Source organism: Corynebacterium afermentans subsp. afermentans (genome assembly GCF_030408355.1).
In the GTDB taxonomy this organism is placed as follows: Bacteria; Actinomycetota; Actinomycetes; order Mycobacteriales; family Mycobacteriaceae; genus Corynebacterium; species Corynebacterium afermentans.
In genome coordinates this window covers 591154-606827 of sequence record NZ_CP046606.1, presented here as the reverse complement: position 1 = coordinate 606827, position 15674 = coordinate 591154, and the positions used below count along the sequence as shown (strand labels likewise).

The window sequence follows — 15674 nt, the reverse complement described above, 5'->3', positions numbered from 1 at the left end:
AGCTTAAATAATCCAACGTCAAACTAGCCCGGAGGGTTCCCGTGCGCGAACAGCAAGCATTAAATAAGGCCATGATGGAGGCCGTCGAGTTCGTCCACGCGGAGGGGTGGGACGCTCCCCCGACACTGTTCGGCCTGGTACCCACGCAGTTGCTTGTCGACGAGCTGGGCCACCTCGACGACTCTTCCCCGTTAACACTGGTGGTCCAAGACCTCCCAGAGCACATCCTGCCCGGCTCCGAGGAACTGGGCGAGTACGTCTCCCGCATCGCCTGGCCGCGCGACGTGCAGGGCGTGATCTTGGCGCAGGAGATCGTGTTCAAGGACGCCTCCGCCGGCGAGGCCGCTGAGCCGCGCCCGGCACGCCTGTTCTCCGGCGTGCTGCGGGAAGAAGACATCGACCAGACGCTGCTGCAGCTGCGCCTGACCGAGGATGAGTTGGAGGAGCGCGGCGCGTTCGCCCAAGACGACATCGAGCTACGCGGCGGGCCCGGCGTAGCCCCGGGTGTAGTGGCGGCGCTGCGCTACGGCCTCGAGCAGGACCCGGACGAGCTGGTTTAGTATGTCAGTTGTGTCTACTTCCCGCCCCTGGTCCCGCTCCGTCTCCATCATCGCCGCCGCCACCGCCGCAGCGCTCACGCTAACGGCGTGCTCCAACGATTCCGACTCCGAGGACCCCGATACCCGCGCGCCGGAGATCACCTCCACGGAAACGCCGCCGAGCGAGCCAGAGCAGACCGGTCTCGAAACCGACACCGAGACCGACTCGGGCACCGAGACTGACACTGCGACGGTGACGTCGACGCGAAGCGAGACTGCTTCCAGCTCGCCCAAGTCGTCCACGACCGCCGCGTCCACGAAATCCTCGTCGAAGAAGACTGCTGCGGGCACGGCGGATGCGACGTCGACAAGCGGAAAGAAGCAGGAAGCTGACGCGCTGGCGGAAGTGCGCGAACGCTTCTCCACGTTGGCCCCGGAAGAGTTCTTCGACCAGTTCGACGACTGCGCGGCGGGCGGTTTGAGCGGCTCCTTCGACTGCTCCGGCGAGGGCATCGGCCAGTTCCAATTCTTCGACTCCGACTCCAAGGCCGCCTCGACAACGCAGCTTCTCACCGAGCTGCGCTCCTCGCGCGTGGTGGAAGACAACGGCGACCGCGTGGTGGGCTGGTCCACGCTCGGCACCTCCGCGATCATCACCGTGGTGGACAACGAGGCCGGTCAGGTGATGCAGCAGCTGATCTCCACCGAGCAGGATGATCCGCGCCAGCGTATCTACGACTTGGGGCTGGCCAAGCAGTAACTACTCGCAGGCGGGCACATCAGCACCCGCGGCGAAATCCTCCATCGCCTCGACGGCCTCGGCGAGGTTGTCCACCTTCGCCACCGTCATGTGCTCCGTGTCCACGCGTTTGACGGCGTCGCAGTTGCCGGCGGGCGCTAGGAAGAGCTCCGCACCGTCGTCCTCTGCGGCACGGATCTTGTGGGTGATGCCGCCGATGGGGCCGACCTTGCCGTCCTCGTTGATCGTGCCGGTGCCTGCGACAAACTTGCCGCCGTTGAGCGCGCCCGGGGTGAGCTTGTCAATGACGGCGAGCGAGAACATCATGCCCGCGCTCGGCCCGCCGATGTCGTTGAGGTTGTAGTTCACGCTGATGCCGCCGGCCGGCTCGGAAGTCATGAGGATGCCCAGCATGGGCTGGCCCTTCTCGTGCGGGTTCTCCCCCAGCTCCACCGCCTCGGTGCGTTCTTCGCCGTTGCGCTCGACGGTAATCTCGATCGTCTCGCCGGGGGTCTTGGCGCGCACAGCATCCTGGACTTCCTGCGGCGTTTCCACCTTTTCGTCTGCGACGGCGGTGATCAGGTCCTCCGGCTGCAGCACCCCCTCGGAGGCGCTGCCTTCCATCACGTCGTGCACCACCACCGTGGTGGGACGGTTCAGGTAATGCATGGCCGCCACCGTCGCAGACGCCTCGGAGGCGACAAACGCCTGCTGGTTGACCTCACGCACCTGATCCTCGTCCAAATCCGGCGGCATGATCTGCTCCACCGGCACGATCGTGTCGTCCGTGGCAACCCAACGCCCCAGCGCCTGGCCGAGCGTCATGTTCGTGCGCACGGACACGGTGGTCATGTTCAACTTGCCGCCGGTGTCCAGCGTCTCCGCGCCCTCGATGTCCACGACGGGCTCGCCGCCGACCTCGCCGAGCGTGTCAAAGGTAGGCCCCGGCCCTTCCGCCGCGTACGGCACTGTCAGGCGGATATCGGTGCCCGGGATGTGGTCCGCGGTCAGTGCACCTGCCAACAGCACGACGGGGATGGACCCCCAGACCAGGGTCGACCACCGCCGGTTCCGTGCTTCACGCGCTTTGGACATGGGCGCAGATTCTAGCGCAGGAGGCGCTTGACACTGTTGCTGGCTCTCAGCGAACCCATGAGCGTTGTGCCTGACTGTATTCTGGCTGGCATGACTAACGGATTCGGCTTTTCCTTTCCTAACGACTCGAACGATGACGGCGAAGGCGACGGCAACAATCGGGGCGGCGACGGAAACGGCCGCGGCAACGATAACGGTCGCGGTGACGCGAACAACCCGTTTGCCGCATTCGGCTTCGGCGGGGGCCAGCCCGGCGGAGGCGGCTTAGGCGACGTGTTTAACCAGCTGGGCCAGATGCTCTCCGGCATGGGCTCGTCCATGAACGCCCAAGCGTCGGGCGACGCGGTGAACTTTGAACTCGCCGCGCGCATGGCACGCCAGCGCATCGCCGGTGCAAGCCCGGTCTCCGAGGCGGACACCCGCGCGGCGGAAGAATCCCTGCGCTTAGTGGAGCTGTGGTTAGACGAGGCCACGGACCTGCCCGCAAGCGGCGCGAAGGCGCAGGCGTGGAACGCCGAGCAGTGGCTGAACCAGACCATGCCGATGTGGAAGCGACTGGTCAACCCCGTTGCGGAGCACATGAACCGCGCCCAGCTGGACTCCATGCCGGAGCAGGCCCGGGAGATGATGGGCCCGATGGCCGGGATGATGAACCAGATGAACTCCATGCAGTTCGGCATGAAGCTCGGCCACGCGCTGGGGGATCTGGCGCAGCAGGCGCTGACCGGCTCCGACTTCGGCCTGCCCGTCGCCCCCGCCGGCACCGCCGCGATACTGCCGCGCAACGTCACCCAGATTTCCAAGGGACTGGACCTGGCCGGCCAGGAAGTGATGGTCTACATCGCCGCCCGCGAGGCCGCGCGCCAGCGCCTGTTCCGCCACGTGCCGTGGCTGGTGGAGCGCATCGTCTCCTCCGTGGAGGAATACGCCGCCGGTTTGGAGATCGACACCTCCCACATCGAGGACATCGCCCGCAACCTCAACCTGGAAGGCGGCGACCCGCAGCAGATCCAGGAGGCGCTGCAGAACCTGCAGGGCGAGGACCTCTCCCCGCGCGTGGGCACCCGCAACGCCGGCGCCACCTCCCGCCTGGAGACGCTGATCGCCTTGGTGGAAGGTTGGGTCGACGTCGTGGTGGCCGAGGCTCTCGGCGAGCGCATCCCGTCCACCCCGCAGCTGGCGGAGGCGTGGGCGCGCCGCCGCGCCACCGGCGGCTCCGCCGAGCAGGCATTCGCCAACATCGTAGGCATCGAGCTGGGCGCGCCGCGCACCCGCGACGCCGCCGAGCTGTGGCGCCGCATCGACACCGCCGTGGGCACCAAGCGCCGCGACCAGGTGTGGAACCACCCGGACTTCCTGCCGTCCGCGGAACACCTGGACAACCCGGCCGCGTTCATCGACACGCTGCTCGACGACGCGCCGGACACCGACTTCGACGACGAGTTTGCCAAGCTCGAGCAGGAGCTGCGCGACAACCCGGAGCTCAAGCGCGAAGACGGCGACGGCAAGGACGACGGCCGCGAGGACGGCACGGAACTTTAAGGGCGGTCCTCACCCGAAGCGCTGGTATGCCTCCAGGTAGCCGCGTGCGCGCTCCGCGTACGGCACCTTGTCCGCCCACTCGTAGAACTCTTTGCTGTGGTTCGGGATGAACGTGTGCGTCAGCTCGTGCACGATCACCGCGTCCAACACGTAATCCGGCACCTGCTTTAACCGGTCGCTGATCCGAATGTCGCCGGTGGACACCGTGCAGGAACCCCACCTCGATCGCTGGTTGGACACCCACCTGATTGAGCCGAGGCGCGCCTGGCCGTCCAGGACGTGCTTATTCAGGGAATCGGCGCGCGTGCGCAAGGAGACGTCGTCACGCGGGCGCGCTTTTGTCTTGCGCTCGAGCTTGGCCAGCATCTCGGCCACCGCCTCGCACTCTTGCGCGTTAGTGAAGTGCGCGGGGATGCGGATCTCCGCTACACCGCCCACCAGCCGCGCCTGCACCGAGCGCGTCCTGCGCGCCGAGCGGATCACGCGGTACGGCGTCGAATTGTTCTGTGTTTGCCTGCCAGCCATGGCAATGCATTGTAGGATCCCGCATCGGGGGTGGATGCAGGGATGATCAACGACAACACACGGGTGAAACTCGCCCACGGCGCGCACCCGTTTCTGCGCGCAGACAACGTCATACAGTTCGGCGCCGACGCCACGCGCACGGGCCTGGTCACCACCGAGCACGCCAAGGACGTCGCGGCGCTGTTGGGGGTGCTCATGCGGCCGCGGAGGCTGGGCTGGGTGGTGGAGCAGCTTATCTCGCTCATCGGTGCCGAGGCAGCCCGGAGCCTTACGGACGACTTGCTCAGCTACCGGGTGCTCGTGCCAGCCGCCAAGCCCGAGGTGCTGCTCGTCGGCCATGGACGGCTGGCGGCGGCGGTGACTGCCAGACTGCGCGAATGCGGGTTAGATGTGCGCACACAAGCGCGCAACGAGGCATTGTCGAAGTTCCTCCTGCACAGCGAGAAGTGGGTGCCGGTGGCGGCGGTGAACACCACCGCCCAACTCGGCGAGCTCGCCGCGCTGACCCGGCAGCGCCAAGGCGCGGTGCTGCCGGTGACGCAGGTGGACGCGCGCGTGGTGGTGGGCCCCGTGTGCGCCCGCCCTGGCCCGTGCCCTTTGTGCATGCGCCTCTACCTTCTGGACCGGGACCCGAACTGGCCCGTGGTGGAGCAGCGCGCGCCGCTGAGCGTGCAGGGCGATCCCGTGGCTGCCACGGCCGGCGCCGCTTTTGCGGCGGTGGCGCTGCGGCGTTTGGCGGGCGCGCCGGACCCGCCCGGGGTCTCCGCGCCGAAGCCTGGTGCTGGGGTGCTCACGGTGGTCGACCCGTTCGCGCCGACACCCGTGTCCACGGCGACGCTGCCGCCCCACCCGGACTGCGCCATGTGCTTCTAAGCTTCGGAGCGCCTCCGGACGCCCCCTTACCGGAACTGCCCCAGCACCTCGAGCACGCCGGCGCCGTAGTTGTCCACCTTCACCGGGCCCACGCCGGAGACTCCGAGCAGCTCGCGCTCGTCGGCAGGCATGGCCTCCGCGATAGACATCAGCGTCGCGTCGGTGAACACCACGAACGCCGGCTGGCCCGCTGCACGCGAGACGTCCAGGCGCCAGCGCTTCAGCGCAGCGTAGACGGCCTCGTCGAAACTCGGCTCGCACTCCTCGTGGCGGCCCAGGGACTTCTCCGCGGGCGTGCCCAGCTGGTTGCCGCACACCCGGCAGCGCTTCGCGCGCTTGAGCCGCTGCGGGGATTGCTCCACCTCCAGCTCCGGCACCAGCCCGTCCAAGAAGCGCGAGCGGGTGCGGTTTTTGTGCCCGCCCTCCTGGCGCGCCAGCGACCACGACATGTGCAGGTGCTCGCGCGCGCGGGTCACGCCGACGTAGAACAGGCGGCGCTCCTCCTCGATCTGCTCGTCGCCCGCCTTGAGGGCATGCGAAATCGGCAGCGTCTTTTCCACCAACCCCACCAAAAACACCGCGTCCCACTCCAGGCCCTTCGCGGCGTGCAGGCTGGCCAGAGTTACCCCGTCCACGGCCGGGGGCTGCTTCGCCTCGGCGCGGCGGCGCAGCGACCCCAGCACCTCCCCCATGGTTGATGCCTCGCGGGTGCGCACGATCTCCTCGATCAGATCCACCAGCGCGTTCAAGGACTGCCAGCGCTCGCGTGCCTTCGCGCCCTCCGGTTCCTCCGGCGTCAGCCCCAGCGGGGCGAGCGCGGCACGCGCAATGCGCACCGGATCATCCGGCAGGTCCGTGCGCTTGGAGGCGCGCAAAAGCTGCGCGAACGCCTCGCGGATTTCCGCGCGTTGGAAAAACCCTTCGCCGCCGCGGACCTGGTAGACAATCCCCTCGTCCGCAAGTGCGGCTTCAAACGCGGCGGACTGCGCGTTGATGCGGTACAAAATGGCGATCTCGCGGGCAGCGACGCCGTCGTTAAGCAGCTTGCGCACCTTCTGCGCCACCGCCCGCGCCTCCGCGGGCTCGTCGTCGTAGCCGTTGAACTGCGGCTCCGGGCCGTGGCCGCGCATGCCTTCAAGCTGCAGGCGGGTGCCCGCGATGCGGCCGGTGGCCTTGCCGATGACGGTGTTGGCCAGGTCCGTGATCTCCACGGTCGAGCGGTAGTCGCGCTGCAGCTTCACGACGGTCGCGTGTTCGTACGTGCGCGAGAAGTTCAAAAGGTAGTCCGGGGTCGCGCCGGTAAAGGAGTAGATGGTCTGGTTGGCGTCGCCGACCACCGTCAGGTCGTCGCGGGTGCCCAACCATGCCTCCAGCACCCGCTGCTGCAACGGGGTGACGTCCTGGTACTCGTCCACCACGAACGACTGGTACTGCGCGCGAAACTCCTCCGCCACCGCGGGCGCGTTCTCAAGTGCGCCGGCGACGTGGATGAGCAGGTCGTCGTAATCGATCAGCATGCCTTCCGGGCTGGTCTTCGCCTCCTCGTAGAAGCGGTAGACCTGGGCGACCTTCTGCGCGTCCGCTGGTGGTTTGCGCGGGGAATCGGCGATGCGCTGCACGTAGTCCTCCGGGCCGATGACAGAGGACTTCGCCCACTCGATCTCGCTGAGCAAGTCGCGCACCATTTCCTTGCCGGTGTCCAGGCCTGCGGCGCGGGTGGCGCGGGCGACGATGGGGAACTTGTTGTCCAGCACCCGCCACGGCAGATCTCCTGCGATCTGGGGCCAGAAGTACTGCAGCTGGCGCATCGCCGCGGAGTGGAACGTTCGCGCCTGCACCCCGCCGATGCCCATGGCGGTGAGGCGGTCGCGCATCTCGCCGGCGGCGCGTTTGGTAAACGTCACCGCCAGCACCCGGTTCGGTGCGACCTGGCCGCGGTCGATCAAGTTAGCTATGCGGTAGGTGATCGTGCGGGTTTTGCCCGTACCCGCGCCGGCGAGGATGCACACCGGCCCGCGCGGCGCTTCCGCCGCCACACGCTGGTCTTCATCCAGCACGCTGAGGTCTATCGCCATGGGTGTGCTCCTTCCGGGGTGGGTGTGTTCGGGATGTCCGCCCAGTAGCCGATGAGCGCGCGGGCGATGGTGCCCTCCGCGGCGAGCGTGAGGGAATCCAGCTCGTCGCGGCTGGCCCACACGGTGCGGGTCAGCTCTCCGTCGGTGGGCGCTTGCGCATCGGTATCCGCCGTGCGCGCCGCCATGCCGAGCATGAGCGCGCCGGAGAGCGGCCACGGCTGGGAGCGCACATAGCGCACGTCGCTTACCCGGCGGCCGGTTTCCTCCCACACCTCGCGGGCAAACGCGGCCTCAAGCGTCTCACCGACGTCCACGTAGCCCGCCACCAGGGTGAGGTAGCCGGGGCGGCGGGAGTTTTCCACCAGCAGGATCCGCTCGCCCGCCGGGTCCTCCACCAGGCCGATCACGCACGGGTCCAGCCGCGGGAAGATCGGCCGGCCGGTAGCGCCGCGCGCGACGATGCCGCCTTCGCCCCAGAGCACCTCGGAGCCGTCCGCCGGGTCGAAGCGGGTGCGCTCGCGCGCGTTGACCAAACCGACCGCCCGGGCGGCGAGCGGGTGGCTGGCGTGGGTGCGCGCGTCCCCGGTCGCCCCGGCCGGCCCGGCGAGGTCTGCCGCGTCGACGCCGTGCACCCGTGCCGCGGTGACCTCCCGGGTCACGTGCACGTGGGAGGTGATGTCGGTGGTGGCCGGAGGTGTGTGAAAAAGCTTCGGCTCCCCGTCGTCGCCGAGCGGGAAACGCCCGTCAGCATCGATGAGCAGGAACATCCAGCTAATCCCGGTTGGTAATTGCGCCGTTCATGCGCACGTACAGCAACCGGTCGCCCGGCTCCACCGTCTCCGCCTCGGGGGAATCGATGCGGTAGAGCTCACCGGAGCGCACCACACCCAGCACGATGTCCGCAAGGTGACGGGGGTTTGCGCCGACCTCGTCGTCCGCGATCTGACGCTCCGCCACGGCGAAGCCTTCGTCCGGGCTGAGCAGGTCCTCCATCATCTCCACCACCGGCGGGGTGACGGTGGCGATACCGAGCAGACGGCCCGCGGTTTCGGAGGAGACGATCACCGAATCCGCACCCGACTGCATGATCAGGTGCTGGTTCTCGCTTTCGCGGACGCTGGCCACGATCATCGCGCTCGGCGCCATCTCGCGCACCGATAGGGTGATCAGCACGGCCGTGTCGTCCGACGACGGCGCGACGATGACAGACCTGGCGCGGCTGACCGCGGCCACGCGCAGCACGCCCGACTTGGTGCCGTTACCGTGCACGGTGATCAGGCCGCGCTGCTCCGCCACGGAGAGGGCGGCTGGGTCCGAGTCGATGACCACGATCGACGACGGCGACGCACCGCCGGCGATAAGGGCGTCGATTGCGGAACGGCCCTTGGTGCCGTAGCCGATGACAATAGTGTGGTTGCGCACGCTATTCCTCCACTGTTGGATCTGGAGCGTCTTGCGGGAATCCTCCGTCAGCACCGACAACGTGGTGCCGACCAGGAGCATCAGGAAGGCCACGCGGGCCGGGGTGATGAGGAAGATGTTGATGAGGCGGGCCGTCTGCGTCACCGGCGTGATGTCGCCGTAGCCCGTGGTGGACAGCGTCACCGCGGAGTAGTACAGCGCGTCGATGAACGTCAGCGGCTCGGAGTATCCGTCGCGGTCAAGGTAGGCCACGAACGCGATGGCGACCATGAGCAGCAAGGCGTAGCCGAAGCGGCGCGCGATCAGCGACCACGGAGTCGCGCGCTCCGCGGTGGGGATATTCACCACATCCAACAAGCTGTGCACCGGGATCTCGGTGAGGTTGGTCGCGTCTGCGCGCAGCGACAACAGGCTCCGAAGCTTCATCCCTGCCGCTCCTCGCTTTCTCTTGCTATTTCTTCACCGGGCGTACCGGCTCTTGCGCCTCCGAGCATTGTCTCGAGCTGGTCGAGATCCGGCAAGGCGCGGGGCGCGAACGTCTCGCCGGTGCGCACGTAGAAAAATACCGCCCGCACCGGCTTGCCGTCACGTGCGATCCGGCGCCACGCCTCACGGTAGACCGCGAGCTGCAGCTGAGCCGATTCCATCGCGTCGCGGCCAGGCTTCTCGCCGGTCTTCCAGTCCACCACGACCCAGCCGTCATCGTCGGCGAACACGGCGTCCATGCGCCCGCGAACGACCGAATCGCCCAGTGCCAGCTCGAAGGGGTGCTCGACGTACTCGGGCGTGCGCCCGGCCCACTCGCTGGCCTCGAAGTTGCGTTTGAGCCGCTCCAGGACGGCGCGGTCCACTTCGGCCTCATCGTTGCCCGGCAGCTCGTCTTCCGTGAGCAGCGGGCGCGCACCGTAGAACTGCTCCAGCCACTCGTGGAACGCGGTGCCGCGCTTGGCGTAGGTATTCGGCTTGAACGGCACGGGGCGGCGGGCGCGGCGGGCGAACTGCTCCGGGTCCGCCTTCAGCGCCACCACGTCGGAGGCGGTGAGTTCGCCCGGCATGACCACCGGCACGTCTGCGGCTTGAGCGGCGTCGTGCTCCTCGATCAAGGCTGTGGCGTCGCGCTCCCACAGCGAGTACAGCTCGCCTTCGGTGTAGTCCGGCAGCGCGTCCATGGCGGCACGCACCGCTTGAGCGGCCGCGAGGTCGCGTGACGCAGGCAGGTAGTGGGGCCAGCGTCCGGACTCCGGTGCGGCCGCCTCCTTGTCGCTCGCTTCCTCTGCGATGTCAGGCTCGGTGCCGTCGTCCCAGACCACCACGCACTCTTCGGGCACCCGCTCGCGCATGGCGGCGAAGTGCTCATACGGCTCCGCCTCCCGCGCGACACCTTCGCGGCGGCGCGAGCCGGTGACGAGGAGTTTCTTCCCGGAGCGGGTCACCGCCACGTAGAACAACCGGGCAGCCTCCTCGGCCAGATCCCCGGCGACCTCCTTGAGCCAGGCCTTGCCAGCTTTTTCAAAGTCCTTGCGGTTTTCCACGTCCGCGAATACTGGATAGACGTCCGGGTCGCCGAACGTTTCCGTCGGCAGGAAGCGCGGGAAGGTGAGGAAGGTTTCCGTCTTGGACTTGTACGTTGCCGCGTCCGCGTGCAGCACCGCCACGGTGTCCCACTCCAGCCCCTTGGCCTTGTGCGCGGTGAGGATCTGCACCCGGTCCTCCTTCACCGCCACCGAGCCCGGGGCCAAGCCGTCCTCGAAGCTGCGGGCGAGTTCGAAAAAGTGCAGCAACCCGTCGAGGCTCGCGCCCGGGTATGCGGCGACCTCCTCGAGCAACCGGTCCAGGTGCACTGCCCCGGTGGCGGAGCCGCGGGCGAGCACTTCGGTGCGGATGCCGAAAACGTGGATGATGTCGGCGAACAGGTCGCTTAGGCGCTTGCCCAGGCTATGGGTGCGCAGCCAGCGCAGCTTCGCGGCGGTGTCCCGCATGCGCGCAAGGCCTTCTTCGCTGTAGCGTTCCGGCTCGCCAAGGTCTGCCAGGGCATCCGTGAGCCCTTCGGGTTTGTCCGAGCTGGCGGAGATTTCCGCGGCGCGGGACACGAGCTCATCCAGCTGGGCGTGCAGATGCTCCGCCGCGTCCGCCGGGGCGGCCTCCGGCGGGGTGTCCAGCGCCGAGCCGTGCAGGTTGTTCGCGCGCGACGCCAGCGCCTGCAGGTCTGCCAGGCCCAGGCCGACGGCCGGGCCGCCGAGGAGGCGCAACGCGGCCGCGGTGTCGTCCGGGCGCACCAGCATCGTGGCGATGGCGACGGTGTCGGCGACCTCCGGGACGTCGAGAAGCCCGGCTAGGCCCACGATCTCGTAGGGCACGCCGCGCTCCTCCAGCGCCGCTGCCAAAAGCGGCGAGTGCCGGTTCTTGCGTACCAGCGCGGCTGCGGAAAGCGCTCGTCCTTCCTGTACTGCCGCCTGGTATTCCTGCGCGAGCGCGTCAGCCACGTAGGCGATCTCCGTGTCCTGGTTCGGGAAGAAGCCCAGGGTGACGTCTCCGGCCTCTGCGGCCGGTCGCGCCTGAAGCGCAGCCACCGCCCGGTTTTCGGCGGTGCCCAGCACCGCGTCGGACACGCCGTTGGCCAGGTGCAGCACCTCGGGCGGGTTGCGCCAGGAGGTGGTCAGCTGCTTTTTCGGCGCCGGCCCTTCAGTCGAGGGGAAATCCTCCACGAACGCGGCCAGGTTGGCCGCGGTGGCGCCTCGCCAGCCGTAGATCGCCTGCATCGGATCGCCCACTGCGGTCACCGTCAGCGACGGGTCCGCACCCTCACCGAACAGGCTGCGCAGCAGCACGCGCTGCGCGTGCGAGGTGTCCTGGTACTCATCCAGCATGACCACGCGGTAGCGGGAGCGCTGCGATGCCCCCACCGTCTTGTGGTCCCGCGCCAGCTTTGCTGCCACGGACATCTGCTCGTTGAACGTGACCACGCCACGGCGGCGCAGCTCCGCCGCCAGCTCCTCCACCAGCGGCAGCATGTTCACGCGCATTTCCTGCTTGGAGCGCCAATTCGTGAGCACCTTGGTGAACTCCACGCGGGCACGCGGGGCCATGGGATAGGACTCGGTTTCTGCGAGGAAGTCGTGCGCGTGCCCGCGCACCCACTCGGGCGAAGCCAGCTCGTTGCCCATTGCCGTGGTCAGCGCCAGCAGGTCCTCCACCACCGTGGACAGCGACGGGTTGGAACCCATCTCCGTGATCAGCCCGCCGGAGTAGTTGACCACCACGTCGGTGGCGATGGCGTGCAGCTCCGCGTCGGTGATCAGCCGGGCGTCCGGCTCCACCGGAACCAACAGGCCGTATTCGCGGATCAGCTCGCCGGCGTACGAGTCGTAGGTGGACACCGAAGGCGCGATCACCTGCAGGTTGTCCGCTAGCTCGCCGGACGGGTCCAGGCGGTGCACCAGATCGGTGTTGGCCGCGAGCGAGCCCAAACGGTCCCGAATGCGCTTGCCCATCTCCTGGGCGGCCTTGCGGGTAAACGTCAGGCCCAACACTTCGTCCGGCCGGGCGTAGCCGTTGGCCACCAGCCACACCACGCGCGCGGCCATGGTTTCGGTTTTGCCGGCGCCGGCACCGGCGACCACCAGTAGCGGGCCGGGCTCTGCGCCGATCACAGCGGCTTGCTGGTCTGTCGGCGGGTACTGCTGGCCCAGGTAGCGCGACAGCAGCACGGGAGACATCGGGGTGGGGTTAGACATGGTGGATCGTCGCTCCTTCCGGCTGGACTGGGCACAGCGCTCGCACCGCGCAGCGGTCGCACTGCGGGCCGACCACGGCGAGCAACATCGGTCCAGCGGTCTCCTCGGGCAGCCCGTCGAGTGCGGCGGCGAGCGCGTCCAGCTCGTCGGCGGTTTTCTTCGCCTGCTCGCGGGTGCTCAGCGTGGTCTTGTTGGCGTTTGGGTACACCAGCACCGCCCCGCCCACGGAAAGCGCATTTGCGCCGTCGCGAGCGGTGACAACCTTGCCGCCGTCGAACTCGCCGTGCGCAAGCGCCAACTGGTAGGTGGCCAGTTGGGGGTTGTCCGCGGTGGCGTCGACGGTCGGCGGGTACGCGCCCGTTTTCAGGTCCACAATGTGCACCGCACCGCTGCTATCGCGCTCAAGGCGGTCCAGCCTGCCACGGATGCGCACGTTGTCGCTGACCTGGACGTTCACATCCGCTTCCACGGCGACCTGCTCAAACGCCCCGCGGCTGGCCTGCAGCCAGCCGTGGGCGCGCTCGAGCATGGCCCGGAAGTCCGCGATGTCTCGCTCGACCTTCCACTCCGGGGCGTTATCCGCGGCCCGCCGCGCCGCCACGGTCGCATCCAGCGCCTCGGTGTCGTCCATGCCGTTGCCCAGCGCTTCGAAGTAGGCGTGGGCCATAGCGCCGTAGATCATGTCCAGCGATTCGTCCAGGCCGGACATCCGCTCCAGCACGGCCTGCATGGGGCATGCGAGCAGCTTTTCCACCCGCGACGGCGACAGCGCCGGCGAGACGTCGAGCGGTTCGCTTGTGGAAGGCTCCGTGGTCGTCCACCACTGCGCAGGGTCCGCGCCCAGCACGCCTGCGTCCGCCAATCGTGCGAGTTGGCGCGCCGCCTGGCTGCGCTCTGCTTCGGTGGATACAGGGTCCACCAGCACGCGGCGGAACTCGGCGATCAGGTCGTCGTGCGCGAGCACGCGCACCACCGCGCTGGCGTCCTCGGCGTCAGCAGCAGTGTCAGTGGTTTGCCCGGAGATCCGGAAGGCGTCCGCGGACGAGCCCGCGATGCGCACCGGGCGCGGTTGCACGCCATAGTCCCGGCAGAATTCCTCCACGAACCTGGATCGCTGCTCCACTTCTTCGCCGTCATCGCTTTCCACGGCGGTGACCAGGAGCTCATCTGTGGCGCGGCTGGTTGCCACGGTAAACAAGCGGCGCTCCTCCACCAACCGCTCGTTGATGTGGGAGACGGGCACGCCGGGGTCGACGTCGTTGTCGATGAGGTCCACCAGGTCTTCCTGGCGGAACAGCGACCCGGTCTCCCCCAGGCTCGGCCAGGTCAGTTCCTGCACGCCGGCCACGACCACGCGGCGGAACTCGCGGCCCACCGCACCGTGGGCGGTAAGCAGTGCGGCGGCGTCCGGGGTGGCGCTTCGGCGGTCGCGCACGCCGGTGGGCAGCTCCTGCTCGGTAATCGAGGCGACGAAGGATTCGATGCCCGCGCTGGGCCTGCGCTCCGTGTGGTCGCCAGCCGCGTCGAACAGTGCCATCACGGCGTCGAGATCCCTGTCCGCCTGCGAACCAGTCGCGCCTCCCCGCAGCGCAGACGCCAGCAGACGGTTAGCCAAGCCCGTGGCGTGCCAGAGTGCCCACAGCACTTCCTCCACCGTGCCGCCGTGAGCAAGCACATCGCGCCCGGCATCGAGCACGTCGCGCACGCGGTGCAAGATGTCCAGCTCGCGGTCCGTGAGCACGGTGCCGAAATCCGGCAGCCCGTCCGGAGTGAGAAGCAGCTCGCGCAGGCTTTCCTCCGCGCGAACCTCCGGCGACCAGCGACGCAGGCCGCGCAGTAACCTGCGCAGCGTCACCGGGTCAGCACCGCCGACGGGGCTCAGCAGCAGGTCGCGCCACTCGGTGGGTTGAAGTTCCTCATACAGCGCGCGCACGCCGAGCAGCAGCGCCGAAACAATGCGCTGCTCCCCCAGCACCAGGTCGGTGGGGTTGAGCGCGACCGGCACCCCCGCGCGCAGCAGCGCGCGCCGCATCGGCTCAAGCAGCGGCGTGGAGCGCACCACCACCGCCATGTCGCGGTACGCCACGCCCTCTTCCAGGTGGGCGCGGCGCAGCGTGTCCGCCACCAGGGAAAGCTCCGCCGCGCTGGACTCTGCGATTGCCGCTGACCGCACTGGCGTCCTGCGGGTGGCCCCGAGGTTGATCACCTCGTGGTCTAGCCCGCCTAAGTCCTGGAAGAATGCCGGAGAGGCACCGCGGAAGCGGAACACGGATTGCTCCAGATCCCCGCCGACGACCCCGAGGTCCGCCTGCTCCAACAGCTTTTGCACCAGTGCCGCGGATGCCGGCGCCAGGTGCTGCGCGTCGTCCACTATCACGGTATGCCACGTCCGCGGCAGCTCCACCTCAAGCGCGGCCGCGATCAACTCCGACGCCGACAGGCGGTGCGCGCCGGACAGTGCCATCACCTGCTGGTATTCGCGCAAGAATTCGCCCGAGGCGGACCAGATGCCAATGTCGTGGCGCTGGCCCAGCTCCACCAGATCCTCCGGGCCCTGGCCGCGCTCAATGGCGCGCAACAAAAAGTCCCTCAATTGCCGGGCAAAACCCACCATGGGCAGCGCCGGGCGCAGCTCCTCAGGCCAGGTGCCGCCGCCGTCTTCAGCGTGGCCCTGCAGCAGCTGGCGGATCACCGCGTCCTGCTCCGCGCCGGAGATCAACCGCAGCTCTTCGTCCATCTGCTGGCGCACCAGCGCGAACGCGAGCGAGTGCACGGAGCGCACCACTGGCTCGTCGGAGACAAACCCGGAGGCGGCAAGCGTGTCCGCTAGCTCCGCGCGCAGCCGCGCGCCGGTCTCCTTGGAATCCGTGAGCACCAGCACCCCGCCCGGGCCCTGTTCCGCCTCGCTGCCTGCGTGCCTGCGCATCGCAGCCGCGGCGGTGTCCAGCAGGAAGCTCGACACTCCCGAGCCCGGCTCTCCGGTCACCTTGTACAGGCCTTGCTGGGGCAGCTCAACCGGCCATTCGCGCTGCGTGTCCGGGCGCGTGCGTGGCACGAGGCAGGCATTCGGCTCGAGTACCGCCGGGGGCACGGGAGAGGGTCTGGTGAAAGTCATGCCGTTGATTGTGTC

Annotated in this window: 11 protein-coding genes; 4 read left to right on the top strand and 7 right to left on the bottom strand. The window is 68.5% G+C overall.

Features of this window, described 5'->3' with window-relative positions:
* Window positions 1-71: 71 nt before the first annotated feature.
* Complete coding sequence (locus tag CAFEA_RS02805; RefSeq protein ID WP_063938608.1) at window positions 72-560, top strand: PPA1309 family protein; 489 nt, start codon at window positions 72-74, stop codon at window positions 558-560.
* Between the two features lie 10 nt (window positions 561-570).
* Entirely contained in the window at window positions 571-1299 is a 729-nt protein-coding gene (locus tag CAFEA_RS02800; protein ID WP_200803055.1) for a hypothetical protein, read from the top strand.
* On the opposite strand, the gene CAFEA_RS02795 is transcribed toward CAFEA_RS02800, so the two are convergent.
* Window positions 1300-2373 (bottom strand): YlbL family protein, encoded by a 1074-nt coding sequence (locus CAFEA_RS02795; RefSeq protein WP_063938606.1) that lies wholly within the window; start codon window positions 2371-2373, stop codon window positions 1300-1302.
* A 90-nt stretch (window positions 2374-2463) separates the two neighbouring features.
* On the opposite strand from CAFEA_RS02795, the gene CAFEA_RS02790 reads away from it, so the two are divergent.
* Window positions 2464-3915 carry a zinc-dependent metalloprotease gene (locus CAFEA_RS02790; RefSeq protein WP_034997544.1) on the top strand — a complete coding sequence of 484 codons (1452 nt, stop codon included), beginning with the start codon at window positions 2464-2466 and terminating at the stop codon, window positions 3913-3915.
* Window positions 3916-3924: 9 nt separating this feature from the next.
* On the opposite strand, the gene CAFEA_RS02785 is transcribed toward CAFEA_RS02790, so the two are convergent.
* A complete protein-coding gene (locus tag CAFEA_RS02785; protein ID WP_063938605.1) occupies window positions 3925-4440 on the bottom strand; it encodes a M48 metallopeptidase family protein in 516 nt (171 codons plus the stop codon).
* Window positions 4441-4482: 42 nt separating this feature from the next.
* Here CAFEA_RS02785 and CAFEA_RS02780 point away from each other — a divergent pair, with 42 nt between their 5' ends.
* A complete protein-coding gene (locus CAFEA_RS02780; protein ID WP_063938604.1) occupies window positions 4483-5313 on the top strand; it encodes a hypothetical protein in 831 nt (276 codons plus the stop codon).
* 26 nt (window positions 5314-5339) lie between these two features.
* Here CAFEA_RS02780 and CAFEA_RS02775 read toward each other — a convergent pair whose 3' ends face one another.
* The 5 genes from CAFEA_RS02775 to CAFEA_RS02755 are packed head-to-tail and all read right to left on the bottom strand — an operon-like array spanning window position 5340 to window position 15659.
* Complete coding sequence (locus CAFEA_RS02775; protein WP_063938603.1) at window positions 5340-7388, bottom strand: ATP-dependent DNA helicase UvrD2; 2049 nt, start codon at window positions 7386-7388, stop codon at window positions 5340-5342.
* Window positions 7379-8155 carry an NAD(+) diphosphatase gene (locus CAFEA_RS02770; protein WP_063938602.1) on the bottom strand — a complete coding sequence of 259 codons (777 nt, stop codon included), beginning with the start codon at window positions 8153-8155 and terminating at the stop codon, window positions 7379-7381. The genes CAFEA_RS02775 and CAFEA_RS02770 overlap by 10 nt, the downstream gene beginning before the upstream one ends.
* Before the next feature lie 4 nt (window positions 8156-8159).
* Window positions 8160-9236: a potassium channel family protein gene (locus tag CAFEA_RS02765; protein WP_063938601.1), complete on the bottom strand. Its 1077-nt coding sequence runs from the start codon at window positions 9234-9236 to the stop codon at window positions 8160-8162.
* On the bottom strand, window positions 9233-12544 hold the full coding sequence (locus tag CAFEA_RS02760) for an ATP-dependent helicase (RefSeq protein ID WP_253705011.1): 3312 nt from the start codon (window positions 12542-12544) through the stop codon (window positions 9233-9235). Before CAFEA_RS02760 ends, CAFEA_RS02765 begins: the two co-directional genes overlap by 4 nt.
* Window positions 12537-15659: an ATP-dependent DNA helicase gene (locus tag CAFEA_RS02755; protein ID WP_063938641.1), complete on the bottom strand. Its 3123-nt coding sequence runs from the start codon at window positions 15657-15659 to the stop codon at window positions 12537-12539. Before CAFEA_RS02755 ends, CAFEA_RS02760 begins: the two co-directional genes overlap by 8 nt.
* Window positions 15660-15674: the final 15 nt, after the last annotated feature.

What these genes read in the sequence shown, in the direction of transcription:
- CAFEA_RS02805 (WP_063938608.1), top strand. Translation starts at nt 72, where the DNA reads ATGATGGAGGCCGTCGAGTTCGTCCACGCGGAGGGGTGGGACGCTCCC.
- CAFEA_RS02795 (WP_063938606.1), bottom strand. Translation starts at nt 2,373, where the DNA reads ATGTCCAAAGCGCGTGAAGCACGGAACCGGCGGTGGTCGACCCTGGTC.
- CAFEA_RS02790 (WP_034997544.1), top strand. Translation starts at nt 2,464, where the DNA reads ATGACTAACGGATTCGGCTTTTCCTTTCCTAACGACTCGAACGATGAC.
- CAFEA_RS02785 (WP_063938605.1), bottom strand. Translation starts at nt 4,440, where the DNA reads ATGGCTGGCAGGCAAACACAGAACAATTCGACGCCGTACCGCGTGATC.
- CAFEA_RS02780 (WP_063938604.1), top strand. Translation starts at nt 4,483, where the DNA reads ATGATCAACGACAACACACGGGTGAAACTCGCCCACGGCGCGCACCCG.
- CAFEA_RS02775 (WP_063938603.1), bottom strand. Translation starts at nt 7,388, where the DNA reads ATGGCGATAGACCTCAGCGTGCTGGATGAAGACCAGCGTGTGGCGGCG.
- CAFEA_RS02770 (WP_063938602.1), bottom strand. Translation starts at nt 8,155, where the DNA reads ATGTTCCTGCTCATCGATGCTGACGGGCGTTTCCCGCTCGGCGACGAC.
- CAFEA_RS02765 (WP_063938601.1), bottom strand. Translation starts at nt 9,236, where the DNA reads ATGAAGCTTCGGAGCCTGTTGTCGCTGCGCGCAGACGCGACCAACCTC.
- CAFEA_RS02760 (WP_253705011.1), bottom strand. Translation starts at nt 12,544, where the DNA reads ATGTCTAACCCCACCCCGATGTCTCCCGTGCTGCTGTCGCGCTACCTG.
- CAFEA_RS02755 (WP_063938641.1), bottom strand. Translation starts at nt 15,659, where the DNA reads ATGACTTTCACCAGACCCTCTCCCGTGCCCCCGGCGGTACTCGAGCCG.